The sequence below is a fragment of the Ephemeroptericola cinctiostellae genome, from assembly GCF_003339525.1.
In the GTDB taxonomy this organism is placed as follows: Bacteria; Pseudomonadota; Gammaproteobacteria; order Burkholderiales; family Burkholderiaceae; genus Hydromonas; species Hydromonas cinctiostellae.
Map to the genome: position 1 here is coordinate 848,339 of NZ_CP031124.1, position 19,468 is coordinate 867,806.

The window sequence follows — 19,468 nt, forward strand, 5'->3', positions numbered from 1 at the left end:
TAAGGCGATTATGAGAGCAACATTTAATAAAACATGGTTATGGCGTGTCGGTTTGTCAGCAGCTTTGCTGAATGTGGGAGCGGTGCATGCACAAGATGTTAGGGCGCTTCCCACTTCAGCTGATGTGGGTGGCGTATTGACGCAATCGCTCCAAAACCCAACGGATATGAATGCTCCTCCTCCTGAAGGTTCAACCGTGCATGCCGTTGGCGCATCCACTCAAAACCATCCAAAAATGGATGAGGCCAAATTAAATGTTGCACCAGCACCAGATTCAATGAAAAGCAGCCAAGCATATTCATGGAATGCCGCGGAAGAAGACTTAAAAAGCATCAAGTGGGAAGCCGCAGGCACTTTTGCTGGAATCACGGCCATTGGAGTTAAAAGTTGGAAATGGGGCAGCAGCTCTTTTCATTTTAATTCAGAGCATTGGTTTGGTAAGCAAACAGGCTCTGGTGGCACCGATAAATTGGGTCATGCGTTCACCAGCTACACTTTGACCAATGCATTCGCTGAACGTTTGCAAGCGCAGGGCAGAACGCCAGAGCGCGCTGCTTTAAGCGCGGCACTCTTGACTCAGGCTTTGATGCTGTATGTCGAAATCTTTGATGGTGTGTCTGGTGATCACGGTTTTTCAAAAGAAGATTTTGTGATGAATGCTTTGGGCACAGGGTTTGCCTACTTACGTCAAACTCACCCGCGAATTAAAGATCTAATTGATTATCGCATGGAGTATAAGCCTTCAGGTTACAAAGGATTTCGCCCTTTGTCTGATTATGAAGGGCAAAAATATTTAATCGCTTTAAAATTGTCTGGCGTAAAATCGTTGAAAGACACGCCTTTAAAATATGTTGAGCTGCAAGCTGGTTACTACACACGGGGCTTTAGTAAAGAAGCCAAAAAAGATGGTCAAGAGCGTAAACGTCACGGTTTTGTTGGCATTGGCGTTAACTTGTCACAACTGGTGTTTGGCTCGCCTGAGCCGCAAGACAATGGCTATGAAAAAGCAGGTCGATTCTTCTTCGAGCACATCCAACTGCCTTACACCGCAGTTCGAAAAAACAGCGATTTCTAAAAAAGTTTTAAGGAAAATAAAGATGTTTCACATGAAAAAAGCTTCTAAGCTGATGCTTGGGGTGTCTGTCATTTTTGCGATCACGGGCTGTTCAACTGTCTCGTCTTCAGGGCCAAAAAAATCAAATATTCTAAATTTGGCCAACCAAGACAACCCAAATCACACTCAAGTCGTGGATGTGAACGAGGCCATTGCCGATCAATTGCTGAGCTTTGAGAAGCACGCCTTGTTTTCTGAAACATGGGGTGGAGAGGCTTATTCTGGCGCGATAGGTGTTGGGGATTTGTTGCAAGTTTCAATTTGGGAGGCTCCACCCGCTGTTTTGTTGGGCGGATCGTTAGGTGCTTTGGGATCTGGGCACGCACAGACGGTCCAGCTGCCAGTACAAATGGTTGATAAAAGTGGTGCCATACAGGTTCCTTTTGCAGGCAGAATCAGCGTCAAGGGGAAATTGGCTTCTCAGGTGCAAGCTGACATCGTCCATCGTTTAAAAGACATGGCCAATCAGCCTCAGGTGCTGGTGAGCACTGTTCAAAATAACTCTGCCGCGGTGACGATCATTCGCGAAGGGAAAAGTGTCACCTTGCCGTTGACCCCCAGAGGAGAGCGTGTGCTGGATGCGGTGTCTGCCATAGGTGGTGTGCCATATGCTGCAGATAAAACAACATTGCAGTTGACCCGTGGCAAAACAGTCCGTTCATTGCCTTTGATTCAAATCACCCAAGACCCACGACAAAACATCGTTTTGCAAGCGGGTGATGTAATCACTTCGACTTTGCAGCCTTATAGCTTTACAGCGCTTGGGGCATCGGGCAAAGCAGGCGAGATTAACTTTGAGAGTCAGGGCATTTCCTTGGCGAAGGCGCTTGGGCGTGTGGGTGGCTTACAAGACAGTTTAGCGGATGCCAGTGGGGTTTTTGTATTTAGGTACGAAAATCCAGAGGTGTTAAATTTGGCTGAAAACACCCCTGCGACCAATGCCAATCACAAAATTCCTGTGGTGTATCGCATCAATTTAAAAGATGCCGATGCGATGTTTTATACGCAAAACTTTCCCATGCGAGATCGAGATGTATTGTTCGTCGCCAACGCCCCCATTACCGATTTACAAAAATTCTTGAAGGTCGTGTCAACGTTGACCTCACCAATATATGAAACCACCCGTGCAGTTAACTTAATTAATGCGACCGCAAATGCGTTGGCCAATGATTAAATAGCAGTTTGAGACTTTTTAAAACGCAAGAGAAAAAATATGACAAATCCATTGTTAGATGTACAAGTAAGCTCAAAGAAAAAAGAAAAGCAAATTACGAAGGGTTTAACGGGTTTTTTTAAAAAAACTTCAAAAAATAAATTGTTAATGGGCGTTGTTGTGGTGCCCACGCTATTGAGCGCGATTTATTTTGGAGTGTTTGCTTCCAATGTTTATGTATCGGAGTCCAGTTTTGTGATTCGAAGCCCCCGCACTCAAGGCTCTTTGTCGGGCTTAGGTGCCTTGCTTCAAGGTGCTGGTTTTTCTAGATCGCAGGATGATACCTTTACTGTGCAGGAATTCATGCGCTCACGAGATGCTTTGAGTAAGTTGAATGGAAACTTAAAGCTCAAAGAACATTTTTCATCATCAAGTATTGATTTTATCAATCGATTCAATGCATTAGGATTCGGTGGTCAAGCAGAAGATTTATATCGCTATTTTCAAGATAAATTTTCTATAGAAATGGACTCATCTTCATCGATTACAATCCTGAAGAGCAAGGCATTTTCACCTGAGATGGCACAAAACATCAATGAGAGTTTTTTAAGAGAGGCTGAAACGCTCATCAATCAATTGAATGATCGTGCGCGAAATGATTTGGTTGAGTTTTCTGAAAAAGATGTGAAAGAATCCGCGGCCAATGTCAAAAAGATCGCCGATCAATTGAATGGGTTTCGCATAAAAAATGGTGTTTTTGATTTGCAACAGCAAACCAAAGTGCAATTGCAACTGGTCTCGAAGCTACAAGACGAGTTGATTGCAATCAAAACACAAAAAGCCCAAGTCATGGCCGTGACCCCTAAAAACCCACAAATCCCTTCATTAAACGCGCGTGAAGCCTCGGTTCGAAAAGAAATAGCCATTGAATTAGGGGCCATTGCTGGGGTGGGTAACACATCGTTTTCAAATAAAGCTGCAGAGTTTGAGCGTTTAAGTTTGGAAAGTAAGATGGCGGAACAGCAATATGCGGCATCCTTGGCTTCAATGGAGTCCGCAAAAAATGAAATACAACGTAAACAGTTGTATTTAGAGCGCGTGGCTCAACCCAATTTGCCCGATATGGCGCGTGAGCCGCAGCGAATCCTGAATATTTTCACCACTTTTGTGTTGGGTTTAATCATTTATGGCATTTTGAGATTGCTGATTTCCAGTGTCAAAGAGCATCAGGATTGAGAGCCGTCATGACAGAAAATGTTCGCGGTTCATTCCACATTCAGACACGAGTCATCAGCGCATTGTTGATGCGAGAAATCATTACGCGCTACGGACGCAACAACATTGGCTTTTTATGGTTGTTTGTAGAGCCCTTATTGATCACCCTTGCAATCTTGGCAATATGGACTTTTAGTGGTGCTCACACTGTTTCTAAGCTGAATATTGTGGCGTTTATGCTCACGGGTTATCCGATGACGATGATGTGGCGAGATGCCGCAAATCGATCTTTAAATGCGATTGGTTCAAACATCAGCCTGTTATATCACCGTAATGTTCGGGTGTTGGATGTGTTCACTTCAAGGATATTGTTGGAGCTTGCAGGCAATACGGTGGCTTTTATTGGCTTGATGTTGGTGTTTATCTTTATTGGGATCATCCCCGCACCCGCCAATATCCTATATATGGTGTATGCATGGGTATTGGTTGCATGGTTTGGTAGCGCTTTGGGCTTGATTGTGGGGGTGTTGGCGGAGCGCATAGAGGTATTTGGCCAATTGTGGCGAGCATTTAGCATGGTCTTGATGCCAATTTCGGGTGCTTTTGTCTTTGTCGACTCTGTACCCTTTACCGTACAGAAAGTCCTACTGTGGATGCCGATGGTACATGGCACTGAAATGTTACGGCATGGCTATTTTGGCACTGTGGTGCGCACCCATGAAAACCCTTGGTTTCTTATTGTTGTGAATGTGGTGATGACTTTTGTGGGCTTGGTCATGGTGCAAAAGTACAGTCGAGGGGTGGAGCCATCATGATTGCATTGGAGCATGTAACTAAGGTGTATCACACTGGAAGTGGTCCTCGCACAGTGTTGAATGACATCAACTTTAGGCTGGAAAAAGGTCAAAAAATTGGTGTTCTTGGGCGAAATGGTGCGGGTAAATCAACCCTTATTCGTATTTTGAGTTCAGTTGAACCGCCGACCTCTGGTCGGGTCATTAAAGACATGAGGATTTCTTGGCCGTTGGCTTTTGGTGGTGGGTTTCAAGGCAGCTTAACGGGGATGGATAACATGCGTTTTATTTGCCGTGTGTATGGGGCAGATATGGAGTATGTACGTGATTTTGTTGAAGACTTTTCGGAGTTGGGTGGTTTTTTAAAAGAACCTTTGAAGCGGTATTCATCGGGTATGCGAGCCCGTCTGGCATTTGCTATATCCATGGCAATTGAGTTTGATTGCTTTTTGATCGACGAAGTGATTGCTGTTGGTGATTCAAGATTTACCGAAAAATGCCAATACGAGTTATTTGAAAAACGTAAAGATCGAGCGATGATTCTGGTGTCTCATAATGCCAACTTGGTGCGTAAGCATTGTGAGAATGCCTGTGTTTTGGAGGGAGGGATCATGCATCAATTTGAAAATATGGACACGGCATATAACTTCTATAATACAAGTCAAATGCACAAGTAATCATAAGGAAAACATGTTTTTGCAATGATCAAGGCTGCTCACATTTAATTTAGGGTCTTAGGAAGCAGAATTCAATAACGGCTCATCTCGCAGCATGTTAAGAAGCACTTTATACAAGTCGCTTTTGCGATGGTTAAACCTAAATTCAGTTTCCTTCAAATGCAGTAAAAATGTGTTTTTCGGAACGCCGTTAAACTGAACCAAACGACGTTTAGCATAGCTCCAGAATGATTCTATCCCATTCACATGATTAGAACCATTTACAAACTCATCGGCACCATGATTCACCCGGAAGTGTTTATCAAACCCGATGTCCACCAAGCCATTATAGCCGCGCCAACCATCGGTATGGATAACGCTGTTAATGTCTGCTTTCCCACGAATAATGGCTTGCAGGCTGGCTTTGGAAGCATCAGGCACAATCTCAGTGTAGATATTGCCATCACGTTTGAGTAAACCAAACACGATGGTTTTACCTGAAGCACCACGTCCGCGTTTACCTCGAACACGATGCGGACCAAAATATGATTCGTCGGCTTCCAACTCTCCTTTGAGTGGTGAGCCTTGGAGACAAACAATCACCAAACGACGACGAATCTTGAGGTAAATGGTGTTGATTGAACGAACGGATATGCCGCTTAACGCAGCACATTCCGTTGCCGTTAAATCAAGGGCAAAATACCGTAAAATTTGGCGAAACTTCGCTTCGCTAATTTTTGAATGTTTGAAGTACTTGTTTTTCATTTGGTCTCAAGAGCTTAGCGCATATTTTAATGCGTTTGCTTCCTAAGACCCTAATTTAATCACAATTAAATTAAATGTGAGCAGCCTTGACGTTTTTGGAAAACGGTTGTTTTTTTTGGCAATTTGAAAAGTGAGTTTTGACTTTTGCTGGCTTGTTCTGTGTATTTAAGACTGAAGTTTTTCAAGCATTTGGGTTGTTTTCATCAGCATGTCATGCGCCACAGCATCATATGCCCTCTGCAAAGCAAAGCCAAATGCGTATGCGTCTGCGCTGCCATGGCTTTTGAAAACCACGCCCCGCAAACCCAATAAAGCGGCGCCATTGTAGCGACGGTTATCGATTTTGTGGCGAAAGGCGTTGAGTGCAGGCATGGCCGTGGCCGATCCCGCTCTGCGCCACCATGATTGAGTCAGTTCATCCATCAGGCGTGTGCGAATCATTTTGCTCAGGCCTTCTGCTGTTTTGACCAACACGTTGCCGACAAAACCATCGCACACGACGACTTCAACCCCCCCCTCAAATATGGTGTCGGCCTCAATGTTGCCAACAAAATTGATGGGTGTTTTTTGTAGAAGGATGGAGGCTTGCTTGACAACTTCATTGCCTTTGATGTCTTCGTGGCCGATGTTGAGGAGCCCGATACGGGGATTGTCTGTGTGGGCGGTGTGTGTGGTCGCCGATACCAAAGCACTGCCCATGAGGGCAAATTGCTGTAAATGCTCTGCGCTGCAATCCACATTGGCACCCAAATCTAAAACAGTTGTGCCCGTATTGTCCATGTTGGGCATCACGGATGCAATGGCGGGGCGGTCAATGCCGTCCAATGTTTTAAGGACGAACCGTGCCACGGCCATGAGCGCGCCCGTATTTCCTGCCGAAACTGCCGCTTGAGCAGTACCTTCTTTGACTTGATTGATGGTCACGCGCATGGAGGAGTCTTTTTTGCGGCGCAAGGCAACCTCCAATGCGTCGTCCATGGTGACCAGCTCAGAGGCGTGTACGATGCGTATACGGGGGTGGTTCACCAAGTTGCCAGCATGCGTGTTGGCGCGTATTTTTGATTCGTCGCCAACCAGCAGCAGAATGGCGTTGGTGTGTGTGCCTAAAAATGCAGCGCAAGCGGGAAGGGTGACTGCGAGTCCCGTGTCTCCACCCATGACATCGACGGCCAGCGTGATGGTGTTGTGGGTGGGGGCTGACGTTGGGCTTGGGCTCATGTGAATCTACGGTAACTTTAAATACAATGACAAAAAGCTGGTATAAACCAGCTTGTTTGTCGTTTGAAAACGGTCATGTCACTCATGATGCAGGGCGACATTGAAACGAATGATTATTCGTCGTTTTTGGTTTTCATGACTTTTTTGCCACGGTAAAAACCGTTCGGGCTGATGTGGTGACGCAAGTGAGTTTCGCCTGTTACTGGCTCAACTGCGATTGCTGGACCTGTCAAAAAGTCGTGCGCGCGGTGCATACCGCGTTTTGATGCTGATTTTTTGTTCTGTTGAACTGCCATTTTGCTTCTCCTGATTGCGAATTGAGTATTTTAGACAAATTTAGTCGTTTTGCCAAGGTTTATTTATAATTGGTGGCGAGCGAGTGATTTGTTTGGCTCAATTTACGACACTTTTCTTAAAAACTGAGGCCGATGTTGACCTCAGTTTTACTTGGTTCGAAATTATACCTCAGCGTCAGCCAGTTGTTCAGCTTTTACTTTTTTACGCATGATTTTTGCTGCGGAGACCATGTGACTCAATGCGGCGCGTGTTTCTTCCCAGCCGCGTGTTTTTAAACCGCAGTCAGGATTGACCCAAAGTCGCTCAGCAGGGATGACTTCACAGGCGCGTTCGAGTAAAAAGGTCATGGCATCAACGGATGGGACGCGGGGCGAGTGGATGTCGTACACCCCAGGGCCGATGTCATTCGGGTAGTTGAAGTCGCCAAAGCCTTTGAGCAGTTTCATGTTTGAGCGCGAGGTTTCAATGGTGATGACGTCTGCATCCATGGCGGCGATGTTCGGTAAAATATCATTGAATTCTGAATAGCACATGTGCGTGTGGATTTGTGTGGTGTCAGCCACGCCCGCAGACGACAGGCGGAATGCACGCACGGCCCATTCGAGGTAAACCGCCCAGTCGCGGCGTTTGAGCGGCAGGCCTTCGCGCAATGCGGGCTCATCGATTTGAATGACCGTGATGCCTGCCGTTTCGAGGTCTTGCACTTCGTCGCGAATCGCTAACGCAAGTTGCAGTGCTGTCAATTCACGCGGTTGGTCGTCACGAACGAAAGACCATTGCAGCATGGTGATGGGGCCAGTGAGCATGCCTTTCATGGGTTTGTTGGTGAGCGATTGGGCATAGCGTGTGGTGTCCACGGTCATGGGTTCTGGGCGATAAATGTCGCCGTAGATGACGGGTGGTTTCACACAACGTGAGCCGTAACTTTGTACCCAGCCGTTGGCGGTGAACACGTAACCCCACAGGTGTTCGCCAAAAAATTCAACCATGTCATTGCGTTCAGCTTCGCCGTGAACGAGCACGTCGATGTCAAGTTTTTCTTGCTCTTCAACGGCGAGTTTGATGTGTTCGCGGATGCGTTCGAGGTAGTCGAGTGCGCCGATTTCACCCCGTTTGTGAGCTGCACGCAGTTGACGAATTTCCGTGGTTTGTGGAAATGAGCCGATGCTGGTGGTTGGGAACAATGGCAAATTCAAGTGCGCTTGTTGTTTTTTAATGCGTTGCGCAAAAGGTGTGACGCGAGTGCTCATGGCGGTGGTGACGCTGGCCAAACGGTTGCGCACAAAGTCGCTGGTGACGCGTTTTGAGTTGCGGCGCGCGTATTGTGCGGCATCAGATTGTGCGAGTTCACTTGTCACTGCGCCATTGCCTTCATTCAATGCACGGGTGATGACACCGATTTCAGTCACTTTTTCGGTGGCGAAAGCCAACCAGTTGCGAATTTCTGGATCGAGTTTGCTCTCAAATTCGAGCGATACGGGGGTATGCAACAATGAGCACGATGTCCCGACCCAAAGGCGGTCGCCTAAACTGGCTTTGGCGCTTTGCAGTTGGCCAATCAGGGCGCTGGCATCGGCGCGCCAAATGTTGCGACCATCGATGATGCCAATTGACAACACTTTGTCTGCTGGTAAGTGATCCACCCATGCGGCGATTTGCTGGGGCGCGCGTGCGCCATCGATGTGCACCCCTTGAACGGGTAGCTTATTGATGCGAGCAATGTGGGCAGACACATCTTCAAAATATGTGGTGAGCAATACTTTGCAGCCCACCGTGTTTAATTCACCATATACGGTGTCAAATGCATTGAGCCAAAAGCCAGGTAAGTCCAAGCTTAAAATGGGCTCGTCGATTTGCACCCAAGTGACTTGGCGTGCTTTGAATGCTTTCAAAATATCGGCATAAGCTTGAGTCAATGTGGGCAACAAATCAAGCTTGTTGAAGTTTTGACCGTGTATTTTGGCCAACCACAAATAGGTCAGTGGCCCGATGATGACGGGTTTGGCTTCGCCGCCCAAAGCGCGAACAGCATCAATATCGCTCAAAATGGCATCCACGTTGACTTTGAATTGAATGTCTTGGGCCAACTCTGGTACGAGGTAGTGGTAGTTGGTGTCAAACCATTTGGTCATTTCCATGGCGGGTTGCGCTGCGTTGCCGCGAGCCAAATCGAATGTCTGTGCCAGTGTGATGTGACTGGCATCAAAGCCAAAGCGCTTGGGAATGCAGCCAAGCATCAGACTTTGATTGAGCATTTGATCGTAAAATGCAAAGTCGCCGACAGTGACATGGGTCAAGTGTGCATCGATTTGGGTTTGCCAATTTTTTGTTTTAATGGTGTGGGCAACGTTTTGTAAGGCTGAGACGTCGCTGTCGCCGCGCCAGAATGATTCTAGGGCAAATTTCAATTCGCGCTGTGCGCCGATGCGTGGAAAGCCGAGGATGTGGCTGCTGATGGTCATGTTGTTCTCCTTAAATGTTGAGACCTGCAGTATGTCGCTTGTGTTGTCATTAGTAAAATGGTATATTTTCAAAAAAACATGAATTAAATTAATGTTTGAGTGTCGCGGGTCTTGGGGGGGCACGTTGTTGTGAGCCATTCTCTCGGTCTTTCGGTTTCAACTCAGATTTTTCATTCCATTCCTTTCCTTTCAATGAAGTGTTCGTCTAACGGGTCTAACCAAGGCGCTCTTCTATTTTTTAATGTAAAAATAATATGCTTGATATTCGCCATTTTCGTTCTCTCGTCGCCATTGCTGAATCAGGCAAAATCACAGATGCCGCCAAGCGTGTGTATTTAACCCAATCCGCGTTGTCACATCAAATCAAGGCGCTGGAGTCGCATTATGGGTTGGCTTTGTTTGAGCGAGGCCGAGGTGGTTTACGCTTCACCGCTGCGGGTGAGCGTTTGTTGGTGTTGTCACGTGATGTGTTGAGTCAAGTCAACACGGCAGAGCGGGACATCGCTCGCCTTAAAGCCGATACGCGCGGGCAGCTGCGCATCGTGTTGGAATGCCACACTTGCTTTGATTGGTTGATGCCCGTGATGGATGAGTTTCGCCGCCGCTGGCCTGAAGTGGAAGTCGACTTGGTGGCGGGTTTTCATGAGCTTCCGTTGTTGTTGATTGATGAAAATAAAGCCGAAATGGTGATTGGGTCATTGCCTGAGCGCCTTGAAGAAACCCGTCATCTGCACGTTGCCCCTTTGTTTGAATTTGAAATTTTGGCGTTGATTGCGAATGAGCATCCTTTGCGCAGCAAACGCATGGTTGCAGCAGAGGATTTTATCGATGAAACGCTCATTACCTACCCTGTGCCTGAGGAGCGGATTGATTTTATTCGTGAAATTTTAACGCCAGCAGGGGTTAAGCTGGAGCGGCGCACTGCGGAGCTGACGGTGGCGATTTTGCAATTGGTGGCCAGTCGGCGTGGGGTGGCGGCGTTGCCAAGTTGGGGCGTGAAAAATTACATCGACCATGATTATGTGTTGGGCAAGCGAATCGGCAAAAAAGGTTTGTGGAGTCAGTTATACGCCATGACGCCCAAACATTTGGCTGAAACGACGTATGTGCAAGATTTTGTGGGGATCATCCGCGATGTGTGTGCGGCGCAGCTGGAGGGGATTAAACTGTTGTGATGCAGGGGAATGGTAGGGATAGCAGGGGGTGAAAAATAAATTGTTTGCATCCGCATTGCTTGCTGGATGAACCAAAGAAAGAGGGGGGCAAACGATTGAATGCCCTTTTCTTGTTTTTCAATAAGGGGTTGGTGCGGATGAAAGATCAAGAACGGAAGTTTCTTTCGAAGGTTTTTCCTTTTCTTTGTCCGCCCCTGCTGGACAAGGGGCTGATATGGGCAGTATTAAGCCTATTTTAATTGCACAGGTAAACCAACCATAAACAGTGGCTGACCAATTGAGTGTTCTATGCCCACTGTTTTATTGTCTGTGTAAAAGAAAACAGCAAGCAGTGACCCGTCAATGGGTCTTTATGCTCACTGCCTTTAACATTTAAAATCAGCAACGATGGATCTGTGGACTTCACTTGCTCCGTTTATGACTTCAGTTTCGCCAATACCGCAAATGGCGATGGTTTTTCGCCTGCGGCGGTGGGCAATGTTTTTTCACAAACGTCATGCGTCACGGCTTGAGGCAGGCTCAAAATGACCTCGTCTTCCAGTAGATTGAGTAGGTCAAAGGATGTGCTGCCCACGATTTTTTCAGGTGACTCATCGCCTGCGAGGATGGCATTGATTTCATCTTCTTCGCTGTCCAGATCGGCTTCGTTGGCGACCAGATGCAAGGTGTTGTCGATGTCAATGGACTGGGTCACCTCTTCTAGACAACGTTGGCAGACCATGCTCAACTCACCCGTGATTTGAAGGTGCAATAACGGGTATTTTTTTTCATTCAAATGACCCGATATGGTGTAGTGCAGAGCACCTGTTGTTTGCGTGAGCTCGGGGCGCATGCGTGTTAAATCTGCGATGGGTAAATCGCCTGTTAATGTGACGGCGTTGTTGGCGAGGGCGAACACATCGCGCAGCATTGGGGCTTGGTTTTCTGTGGTCATCTTTTACTTTCTCTTGCATTGAAGGTGTTGCGCGCGAATGTGTGCGGCGCGGTGCTGTAAACTTTGCGATAATACCGCCTTTCGCGTCGGTATACAATGCGCAACTTTTTTATGTCCCCTTGTTTAAATTATTAGAATGAAAATCATGTCATCCAACAATCCACGCCTTATTTTAGGTTCATCATCCAAGTACCGACAAGAGTTGTTGTCACGTTTGCATTTGCCTTTCACTGTCGCCAGTCCAAACATTGATGAGGCACCATTGATTGGCGAAACGCCGCCTGAAACCGCCCTGCGTTTGTCCATTGAAAAAGCCCGTGCGATTGCACAACTGCACCCCGATGCCGTGATCATCGGGGCAGATCAAGTGGCGACTGTCAATGGTGTTCAGCTGGGTAAAGCTGGCAACCATGCCAACGCCCTTAAACAGCTGCAAATGATGCGAGGGCAAACGGTGTTGTTTCACAGTGCTTTGTGCGTATTTGATGCGCGCACGGGACAGCATGAGGCACGCAATGTCATCACCAAAGCGACCATGCGCAACTTGCCCGACGAACAGTTGTCGGCGTATTTGCACATTGAACAGCCTTACGATTGCGCGGGCAGTGCGAAAGTGGAGGCTTTGGGCATCACTTTGTTAGAAAAAGTGGAATCGGATGATCCAACCGCTTTAATTGGTTTGCCTTTGATCGCGTTGACCGACATGTTGCGTGCCATTGGCATCACTTTTTACTCGACACAGGCATAAATCATGGCTTCTCTCACGTATGGTACGTTGTACCTGATTCCCAATACCTTGGGTTCACATGACACTTTGGCGGCCGTATTGCCCGCAGAGGTGCAAGCCATCGCGGCGCGTTGCACACATTTTGTGGTGGAAAATCCTAAAGTTGCACGTAATTTTTTGAAAGCCGTTGGCATCACGACACCGTTGCAAGAGGTGTCGATGGGTGAACTCAATGTCAATACGCCTGATGCCGACATCAAGCAGCTGCTCACGCCCCTGCTGGCTGGGCATGATGTGGGCTTGGTGTCGGATGCGGGTTGTCCCGCTGTCGCCGATCCCGGGGCGCGATTGGTCGCAGCAGCACATGCCGTTGGCATCGCCGTACAGCCATTGGTGGGGCCTTCATCCATACTGCTGGCTTTGATGGGCAGTGGTTTGAATGGGCAAAAATTTGCTTTTCATGGGTATCTGCCCATTGATGCGGTACAACGTCAAGCCGAATTAAAAAAATTGGAGTCCGAGTCACGCGCCTCTCAGCAAACGCAAATGTTCATTGAGACGCCGTACCGCAACATGCAGTTGCTTGAGGCACTGTGCAAGACGCTTCATCCGCAGACTCAATTGTGCGTGGGCGCAGATTTGACTTTGCCAACACAGTATATTTTGACACTGAGTGTGGCTGAGTGGCAAAAATGCAACAAAAACAAGACATGGCCTGATTTGCATAAACGCCCAACGCTGTTCCTGTTCTTGGCCTGAGGAACAAGGCGTCATTGGCGATGGCTGCGTTGGCCGATCCACCGTTAAATTAAATGGGTGACAGATAAATTAAAATAATTTAGCACGAACGTGCGTTTGTGCTATTATTTGTTCCGTTGTGTGGCGGTTTAGTCGAGGTCGAGTGCAAGCTCCCTTGGTTGACTAAAACATTTCATCTCCCTCTTTCGCACCAGTGCTTACTGGTGCGTTTTTTTTGGAAGGCTGTGATGTTGTTTAGGGGGCTGGAACATAGGGAATGGCTTCTTTATCATGCGCCATCCAATTGTTGACATAACGTGTGACCACATCGGGCGCATTGCGAATCATCAACAGGTTTTCCGCATTTTTTTTGGCCGCGGTGTAGGTGAAATTGTATGAGCCTGTTAACAAAACCGCAGAGGGTAAGCCCGCATCGATGACGATGACTTTGTTGTGGGCGTTTTCATAGCGGTTTTCAAGTTTAACGTTGATGCCTGCATGGGATAAAGCGTTGGCGTCAGAGCCAGACGCTTGTTGTGTGCGGACGGCATCAAGTAAAACACGCACATCAACTTTACGCTGATGGGCGGCCATCAGGGCGTGGGTGATGCTGTCATCGGTGAGTAAATAAGCTTGTACCAAAATTTGCTTTTTCGCGGCATTGAGGGCGCTGACAATTTCACCCTGAACATCATCGTTTGGGCTGAACAACACTTTGATTTGCGCCGCACTGTTGGCTTTACTGGATGCCGTTGTTTGTGTGGTGAGACTGGGCGATTTGGCCAATGCATCCCATGCCATCACGTACGCACCCATAGCATAGCCGACCGCTATCAAGGTCAAGCACGTCAGAGTGCGTCGCAACAACATATCAAGAAACCCGTTTCATGCAGGCAGCGAAAAAGCCATCTGTGCCATGTAAATGGGGCAACAGTTGCAGCATGCCAGCAGGTGCCGCGCCTTCAGGCAATGTGATGTTTTGCACAGCCAGTGCTTCAGTGACGTCGACCAAGGCGTAGTTTGGATTCTCAGCTAAAAAAGCATTGACCACATTTTGATTTTCAATTGGCAATACGCTGCACGTGGCGTACACCACCGTACCGCCGACTTTGACCAGTTTGGCTGCACTGTTTAAAATGTTGGCTTGAATGCCCGACAAACGGGTGACGCTGTCCACACCGTGACGCCATTTTAAATCTGGATTGCGACGCAATGTGCCCAAGCCGCTGCATGGTGCATCGATGAACACACGGTCAAGCTTGCCGTATAAACGCTTCACACGGGCATCGGTTTCGGTGTCAATGGCGACTGCTTGCACATTGGATAAGCCGCTGCGAGCCAAGCGTGGTTTGAGTTTGGCCAAACGGTGTGCAGCGGTGTCAAAAGCGTACAAGCGACCTGTGTTGCGCATCATGGCACCAATGGCCAGTGTTTTTCCACCTGCGCCAGCACAAAAATCGGCGACCATTTCACCGCGTTTTGCACCCAGCAAGTGGGTCAACAGTTGACTGCCTTCATCTTGCACTTCAATCGCACCGCTGGTGAAAATATCGGTTTTTTGTAACGCGGGTTTGCCTTTTAAACGCAAGCCGAGTGGGGCGAGTGCACAGGTTTCGCTGTCAAATGCGGCGTTTTTCAATGCCACCTGCACCGCTTCACGCGACGATTTAATCGTATTGACACGAATGTCCAATGGTGCGGCGGTGTTGAGGGCTTCGGCCAATGCCAATGCATCGGTTTCGCCATAAGCTTGCGTGAGCTGAGCAAACCACTCATCAGTCAAATTGCTGCGCACGGCAGCAGGTAAGGTGCGGGTGTCCACGGTTGAAACTTGTGAAATCCACGACCATTCGTCTTCGGCAATCGCTGCTTGTAAGCCCGCCTCAGTCGTACAACCGCGCGCACCAAGCAGTACCAAGCGGCGTTCGAGCGTGCCGCCACCGCTTTGTGCCAAATGAGAGAAGACTCGCTTTTGGCGCAACACTGCAAACACTGTTTCGGCCACCACATGGCGGTCACGCGGCCCCAATTCGCGATGCTCACGTAAATAGCGTGACACCAATTTATCGGCGGCCACATCAAATTTCAAGACGTCAAGCAACAAGCACTGGGCATTCCACAAGCATTGAGCCAAGCGATCACCTTGCGGGCTGACCGCTTCGATGCGCACAACCGTGGGCGATAAGCCCGCTTGTGCACGTGTTGTGCGTGTTTTTTTGGAGGGTGTATCAGTGTTGCTTATGCCCACATTGACACCTGCTGCACGTAAAGCCGCTTGGCGCGCGGCCAAAGCCGCCGTGCTCACCGCGACGCCATCGGCACGAATGTGTACGCCACCCGCTGCCACACGTTCTTGTGCTGATTTGTTGGCCAATTCTTGTTCTAAACGTTCTTTTTTACTGGGCTTCTTGCTGTAGCTTTTTTTCTTGGCTGATTTAATGTCGTCGTTCATGCTGCTTCTTTCTGTGGTGCACGCCACGAGGGTGGGGTGCGGATGTGTGTTGCTAATAAAAAATGCGGAAAAAGTAAATTCAGGCTTTTTCCGTTTTTTAATTCTAATTCATTCTAAAGTTGTTAAGCGAAGTTGCTCATGTGGGCTTGAGTGGCAACATCATGCACTGTGATGCCTGCATCGTCCCATTCCAGTTGTCCTTTGATCCACCAATCCAGCACTTGTGGGTAAATCACGTGCTCTGTTGTCAATACGCGCGTGCCCAATGTGTCTTCTGTGTCATTGGCAAGTACGGGCACTGCCGATTGCAGCACAATCGGACCATGGTCAAGCTCTGCGGTGACCCCATGCACCGTTGCACCATGGATTTTGACACCTGCTTCGAGGGCCGCCGCATGGGTATGTAAACCTTTAAAGTTCGGTAAAATCGAAGGGTGGATGTTGAACATGCGGCGCGCATAATGTGTCGTCAACTCTGCGGTCAAAATGCGCATAAAGCCTGCTAAAAAAACCACATCAGGATCAAATGCATCAATGATCTGTTGCAATTGTGCATCAAATGCAGCGCGACTTTCAAAATCGCGGTGATTGATGACTCGGGTTTCAATGCCTTGTTCGCGCGCAAATGCCAAGCCGCCTGCATCGGCCTTGTTGCTGATGACCGCCGCTACGCGGGCAATGCCTTGCGCCTCCCAGTTGTTTTTTTGCACATGTTGAACCAAAGCGCGCATGTTGCTGCCGCCGCCTGAAATCAAAATGACAATGTTTTTCATGCTTTTCACTTAAATGACCCTAAAATACGCTTGAGGATGTGTGGAATAAGTTCGTCTTATTCAAACAAATTGATGAAATACTTGAGGGACTTAAAAAATCATATTCTCAACCATTTGATTTGCTTGGTTTTTATCAATATATTGTCCCTGATGAAAACCCAGACTTAAGGGGCGGGAAAAGTATGTTTTACTTTTTCTCGATGTCCTTAATTTGGTGCATTTAATCTTAAAGTGACATTGTAACAAGAAAGTGCATGCTTTAGCCCAAAACCGCACGGCTTGCCTGCATGCGAAAGTGTTGGAAAGAGGTCAAAAAAGATATATAGTTATTGCGTTGCAGCATCGAAAGTGTGGTGGTTTTGCATAAAAGCCACACAATCTGCACACAAATAGCTTTATTTTCCAACAGGCTCATGGTTAAATGGAACGGTCGTTCACTTAGTTGCATGCGTATAATTACAAGCATGTAATTGTTGGTTGTTGTCTGGCTTTCAGTGTGAATTCGAAATCAACCATTTAATTTAATTTTAACAACCTGAAATCAGGAGACATGTCATGAAAAAAACCCTTATCGCCCTTGGGCTTATGAGCGCATTTGGTGCCGTACACGCAGAGTCAAGTGTCACTTTATATGGCAACATCAACGTCGCCGTAACGAAAAAAGGCAGTGCTGGTGTGACACTCAAAGGGCAAGAGTACCGTTATGCCAGTCACATTGGCTTTACAGGCAAAGAGGATTTGGGCAGTGGCTATGCCGCCATTTTTAAGTTAGAGGCTGAGCTGGAGCCCGATACAGGCTCGGGTGTATACGGTGCAGATAAAAAACAGTTTGGTTTTAACCGCCATTCGTATGTGGGCTTGGTGACGCCGTATGGTGCCTTTCGTTTTGGTCGTTCAACCACACCTTTTGTGAACATGTGGATTGGTGGTAATTTTGGTGAAGGCCGTGGTATCGGTGAATTCACTGCGGGTTTGGCGGGTACGGGCTTGCGCACCACGCAGCCTGAAGTGGGTGCGCGTTGGAACAATGCCATGTTCTATGATGTCAAAAAAGGTGGTTTTGCTGCAGGCTTGGCCGTGACCACCAAAGGCTCGCAGTCCCTCGTTCCGACTCGATTGGCGACTTTGTATGCAGCAGATGGTGTTACACCGCTTGCACCTGCAACATCGTCCGTTGATAATGAGGGTGTGTCAGGCACGAAACCTGCATATGGTGCTTATGCTCGCTATGAAGCCAAGTCAGGGATGTGGGGCTACAAAGTTGGTGCCGCTTATCAGGTTGACAACGGCAGCAGCTATGCCGCTTCTTCAAACAGCAAAAATGCGCCTGCTGAAAGTAAAAATGCATGGTTGGTGGGTACTGGTTTGAGCTACGGTTCCGCCACATTGAGTGCCGCTTATGCGCAGTCAAAAATTGATAACACGGACTTGTCTGTTGCTGCAGGTGCACGCTTACGCACTGGTAAGAGTAAAACCTTGTTTGTCAGCTTGGGCTATGATGTGACGCCAAGTGATCATGTGTATGCATCGTATGGTCGTTACAAACGTCATAATGTTTACCAGTTTGCGACAGGTTTGGTTGGCGAGGGTGATATTGCAGGGTCGCAATACAGCGTGGGTTACGAGCATCGTTTGAGCAAACGCACAGTCATTTATGCCAATGTCCGTAAAGTGGCAAACATCACCAATTCTTGTTCTGCAACAGTGGGAACAACGCCTGTTCCTGCAACATCACCTTACTACAGAGGATGTGGTGTAGCAATTGCCACAGTTAACTCTGTATTGGATACAGAAAAAGGTTGGTCATATGATCTTGGCATTTCTCATAAGTTTTAATGTCCTAATGCCTTGACTTCAGTCATAAAAAAATCGCGCTGTGAATTCAGCGCGATTTTTTATTGTGAAAGTGCAAAAATAAGAGCGGGGTGCAATAGCGATCACAAAAGCCCTGTGTAATCAAGGTACTTGCGAAAATTGATGCTGTAATATAGCTTTAAGCCCAAGATGAAACCTGCGAGCATCAAGGTGATCAAGTTGGCTCCAATGATGGGCCAGTCCCGTGTCAGCATGCCATAAACCAACCACATGGCCACACCCACGGTAAAAATGGTGTACATCCCCAGTGAAATCGACTCAACGGAGCGCGTTTTCCACGTCATGTAGGCTTGCGGTACAAACGCCAGTGTGGTCATGACGGCAGCGACATAACCTATCCATGTCGATGGCGACAATTGGCTGAGGGTGCTGGTGAGGTTCATGGGGTTTCTTTCATGGGTGTGTTCAATGAGGTCTGTCCATATGATAGCACAATGAATAATATTTATATTGCACTGCAGCATAAATGCTGTAATTTGTGTGAATTTACAACAAGTTTTAGTATTCTGTCTGTACGCCCCGTTTTTTCGATCCAGTGATAAAATGCGTTTAATTTCATATTGAGCTGTTGTTGACTGATGATGCTTGATAATGATTGATGATGAGATTGAAAACCAATGAATACGAAAATAAATTTAAAAAAGAGTTGATATGTTAGAACTGACACACACCCTGCCCGTCAACCGCGTGAATCACCCTGAGCTGACCCTTGAGCAGTTGTGGTCGGGTTTGATGTTGCGCGTTATTGAGCCCACCCTGTTTACAGTGGGTTTGGATCGAGCGGATATTTTGACGCAAACGAACGAGGGGTGTCGGCGCGCGTTGCATTTTGGCGAACATGTGGTGCATGACACGGTGACGCTGGTGAAGCACCACCGCATTGAGTTTGTTACTGATCCAACCGATAACGCGCCTTCGGGTCGATTGTTAATTGAGGTGGAGGGCGAGGTGGGGGATGCGTTGAAGCTGACGTTTTCATATGCGACCGAATTCCCTGAGGCGAGCAATGACGAGGAACGTGGTTTGTTGGAGATGATCAAGTCAGCGTATATGGCGGCGGATGAGGATACGATTCGCATCATTCGTGAGCATGCATTGATGGTTCGTCATTGACATGTGT

Annotated in this window: 19 protein-coding genes; 10 read left to right on the forward strand and 9 right to left on the reverse strand. The window is 47.7% G+C overall.

Features of this window, described 5'->3' with window-relative positions:
- Positions 1–10 precede the first annotated feature (10 nt).
- The 5 genes from DTO96_RS04010 (at position 11) to DTO96_RS04030 (ending at position 4,953) form a co-directional block, all read left to right on the forward strand.
- A complete protein-coding gene (locus DTO96_RS04010) occupies positions 11–1,075 on the forward strand; it encodes a DUF2279 domain-containing protein (protein WP_114562322.1) in 1,065 nt (354 codons plus the stop codon).
- 31 nt (positions 1,076–1,106) lie between these two features.
- Positions 1,107–2,288: a polysaccharide biosynthesis/export family protein gene (locus DTO96_RS04015; protein WP_157964317.1), complete on the forward strand. Its 1,182-nt coding sequence runs from the start codon at positions 1,107–1,109 to the stop codon at positions 2,286–2,288.
- 234 nt (positions 2,289–2,522) lie between these two features.
- Positions 2,523–3,503, forward strand: a complete 981-nt coding sequence (locus tag DTO96_RS04020) for a KpsE/RkpR family capsule polysaccharide export protein (RefSeq protein ID WP_157964318.1) — start codon at positions 2,523–2,525, stop codon at positions 3,501–3,503.
- An 8-nt stretch (positions 3,504–3,511) separates the two neighbouring features.
- Positions 3,512–4,297, forward strand: a complete 786-nt coding sequence (locus DTO96_RS04025) for an ABC transporter permease (protein ID WP_114562325.1) — start codon at positions 3,512–3,514, stop codon at positions 4,295–4,297.
- Entirely contained in the window at positions 4,294–4,953 is a 660-nt protein-coding gene (locus tag DTO96_RS04030; protein WP_114562326.1) for an ABC transporter ATP-binding protein, read from the forward strand. Before DTO96_RS04025 ends, DTO96_RS04030 begins: the two co-directional genes overlap by 4 nt.
- A gap of 57 nt (positions 4,954–5,010) precedes the next feature.
- Here the strand turns inward: DTO96_RS04030 and DTO96_RS04035 are convergent, their stop codons facing one another.
- From DTO96_RS04035 to metE, 4 genes are all read right to left on the reverse strand, one after another.
- Complete coding sequence (locus DTO96_RS04035; RefSeq protein ID WP_114562080.1) at positions 5,011–5,697, reverse strand: IS1595 family transposase; 687 nt, start codon at positions 5,695–5,697, stop codon at positions 5,011–5,013.
- Positions 5,698–5,862: 165 nt separating this feature from the next.
- Positions 5,863–6,915 (reverse strand): phosphate acyltransferase PlsX, encoded by a 1,053-nt coding sequence (gene plsX, locus DTO96_RS04040; RefSeq protein ID WP_114562327.1) that lies wholly within the window; start codon positions 6,913–6,915, stop codon positions 5,863–5,865.
- A gap of 113 nt (positions 6,916–7,028) precedes the next feature.
- Positions 7,029–7,211: a 50S ribosomal protein L32 gene (rpmF, locus tag DTO96_RS04045; protein WP_114562328.1), complete on the reverse strand. Its 183-nt coding sequence runs from the start codon at positions 7,209–7,211 to the stop codon at positions 7,029–7,031.
- Positions 7,212–7,373: 162 nt separating this feature from the next.
- On the reverse strand, positions 7,374–9,674 hold the full coding sequence (metE, locus tag DTO96_RS04050) for a 5-methyltetrahydropteroyltriglutamate--homocysteine S-methyltransferase (protein WP_114562329.1): 2,301 nt from the start codon (positions 9,672–9,674) through the stop codon (positions 7,374–7,376).
- Between the two features lie 254 nt (positions 9,675–9,928).
- Between metE and DTO96_RS04055 the strand changes: the two genes are divergently transcribed.
- Entirely contained in the window at positions 9,929–10,849 is a 921-nt protein-coding gene (locus tag DTO96_RS04055; RefSeq protein ID WP_114562330.1) for a LysR family transcriptional regulator, read from the forward strand.
- 415 nt (positions 10,850–11,264) lie between these two features.
- Here DTO96_RS04055 and DTO96_RS04060 read toward each other — a convergent pair whose 3' ends face one another.
- Positions 11,265–11,783 carry a YceD family protein gene (locus DTO96_RS04060; RefSeq protein ID WP_114562331.1) on the reverse strand — a complete coding sequence of 173 codons (519 nt, stop codon included), beginning with the start codon at positions 11,781–11,783 and terminating at the stop codon, positions 11,265–11,267.
- Between the two features lie 145 nt (positions 11,784–11,928).
- Between DTO96_RS04060 and DTO96_RS04065 the strand changes: the two genes are divergently transcribed.
- Positions 11,929–12,531 carry a Maf-like protein gene (locus DTO96_RS04065; protein WP_114562332.1) on the forward strand — a complete coding sequence of 201 codons (603 nt, stop codon included), beginning with the start codon at positions 11,929–11,931 and terminating at the stop codon, positions 12,529–12,531.
- A 3-nt stretch (positions 12,532–12,534) separates the two neighbouring features.
- Positions 12,535–13,269: an SAM-dependent methyltransferase gene (locus DTO96_RS04070; protein WP_114562333.1), complete on the forward strand. Its 735-nt coding sequence runs from the start codon at positions 12,535–12,537 to the stop codon at positions 13,267–13,269.
- A 234-nt stretch (positions 13,270–13,503) separates the two neighbouring features.
- Here DTO96_RS04070 and DTO96_RS04075 read toward each other — a convergent pair whose 3' ends face one another.
- From DTO96_RS04075 to purN, 3 genes are all read right to left on the reverse strand, one after another.
- Positions 13,504–14,118, reverse strand: a complete 615-nt coding sequence (locus DTO96_RS04075; RefSeq protein WP_114562334.1) for a phospholipase D-like domain-containing protein — start codon at positions 14,116–14,118, stop codon at positions 13,504–13,506.
- Between the two features lies 1 nt (position 14,119).
- Positions 14,120–15,700, reverse strand: a complete 1,581-nt coding sequence (locus DTO96_RS04080) for an RsmB/NOP family class I SAM-dependent RNA methyltransferase (protein WP_114562335.1) — start codon at positions 15,698–15,700, stop codon at positions 14,120–14,122.
- A gap of 122 nt (positions 15,701–15,822) precedes the next feature.
- A complete protein-coding gene (purN, locus tag DTO96_RS04085; RefSeq protein WP_114562336.1) occupies positions 15,823–16,473 on the reverse strand; it encodes a phosphoribosylglycinamide formyltransferase in 651 nt (216 codons plus the stop codon).
- Between the two features lie 555 nt (positions 16,474–17,028).
- Here purN and DTO96_RS04090 point away from each other — a divergent pair.
- Positions 17,029–18,309 carry a porin gene (locus DTO96_RS04090; RefSeq protein WP_114562337.1) on the forward strand — a complete coding sequence of 427 codons (1,281 nt, stop codon included), beginning with the start codon at positions 17,029–17,031 and terminating at the stop codon, positions 18,307–18,309.
- A 101-nt stretch (positions 18,310–18,410) separates the two neighbouring features.
- Here DTO96_RS04090 and DTO96_RS04095 read toward each other — a convergent pair whose 3' ends face one another.
- Entirely contained in the window at positions 18,411–18,731 is a 321-nt protein-coding gene (locus tag DTO96_RS04095; RefSeq protein WP_114562338.1) for a SemiSWEET transporter, read from the reverse strand.
- A 268-nt stretch (positions 18,732–18,999) separates the two neighbouring features.
- Here DTO96_RS04095 and DTO96_RS04100 point away from each other — a divergent pair, with 268 nt between their 5' ends.
- The gene (locus tag DTO96_RS04100) at positions 19,000–19,461 is read left to right on the forward strand and encodes an AtaL-like protein (RefSeq protein ID WP_114562339.1); all 462 of its coding nucleotides are present in this window, start codon (positions 19,000–19,002) and stop codon (positions 19,459–19,461) included.
- Positions 19,462–19,468: the final 7 nt, after the last annotated feature.

Excerpts from the sequence above, each read along its gene's own strand:
- DTO96_RS04010 (WP_114562322.1), top strand. The coding sequence starts at position 11 with ATGAGAGCAACATTTAATAAAACATGGTTATGGCGTGTCGGTTTGTCA.
- DTO96_RS04015 (WP_157964317.1), top strand. The coding sequence starts at position 1,107 with ATGAAAAAAGCTTCTAAGCTGATGCTTGGGGTGTCTGTCATTTTTGCG.
- DTO96_RS04025 (WP_114562325.1), top strand. The coding sequence starts at position 3,512 with ATGACAGAAAATGTTCGCGGTTCATTCCACATTCAGACACGAGTCATC.
- DTO96_RS04030 (WP_114562326.1), top strand. The coding sequence starts at position 4,294 with ATGATTGCATTGGAGCATGTAACTAAGGTGTATCACACTGGAAGTGGT.
- DTO96_RS04035 (WP_114562080.1), bottom strand. The coding sequence starts at position 5,697 with ATGAAAAACAAGTACTTCAAACATTCAAAAATTAGCGAAGCGAAGTTT.
- plsX (WP_114562327.1), bottom strand. The coding sequence starts at position 6,915 with ATGAGCCCAAGCCCAACGTCAGCCCCCACCCACAACACCATCACGCTG.
- rpmF (WP_114562328.1), bottom strand. The coding sequence starts at position 7,211 with ATGGCAGTTCAACAGAACAAAAAATCAGCATCAAAACGCGGTATGCAC.
- metE (WP_114562329.1), bottom strand. The coding sequence starts at position 9,674 with ATGACCATCAGCAGCCACATCCTCGGCTTTCCACGCATCGGCGCACAG.
- DTO96_RS04055 (WP_114562330.1), top strand. The coding sequence starts at position 9,929 with ATGCTTGATATTCGCCATTTTCGTTCTCTCGTCGCCATTGCTGAATCA.
- DTO96_RS04060 (WP_114562331.1), bottom strand. The coding sequence starts at position 11,783 with ATGACCACAGAAAACCAAGCCCCAATGCTGCGCGATGTGTTCGCCCTC.
- DTO96_RS04065 (WP_114562332.1), top strand. The coding sequence starts at position 11,929 with ATGTCATCCAACAATCCACGCCTTATTTTAGGTTCATCATCCAAGTAC.
- DTO96_RS04070 (WP_114562333.1), top strand. The coding sequence starts at position 12,535 with ATGGCTTCTCTCACGTATGGTACGTTGTACCTGATTCCCAATACCTTG.
- DTO96_RS04075 (WP_114562334.1), bottom strand. The coding sequence starts at position 14,118 with ATGTTGTTGCGACGCACTCTGACGTGCTTGACCTTGATAGCGGTCGGC.
- DTO96_RS04080 (WP_114562335.1), bottom strand. The coding sequence starts at position 15,700 with ATGAACGACGACATTAAATCAGCCAAGAAAAAAAGCTACAGCAAGAAG.
- purN (WP_114562336.1), bottom strand. The coding sequence starts at position 16,473 with ATGAAAAACATTGTCATTTTGATTTCAGGCGGCGGCAGCAACATGCGC.
- DTO96_RS04090 (WP_114562337.1), top strand. The coding sequence starts at position 17,029 with ATGAAAAAAACCCTTATCGCCCTTGGGCTTATGAGCGCATTTGGTGCC.
- DTO96_RS04095 (WP_114562338.1), bottom strand. The coding sequence starts at position 18,731 with ATGAACCTCACCAGCACCCTCAGCCAATTGTCGCCATCGACATGGATA.
- DTO96_RS04100 (WP_114562339.1), top strand. The coding sequence starts at position 19,000 with ATGTTAGAACTGACACACACCCTGCCCGTCAACCGCGTGAATCACCCT.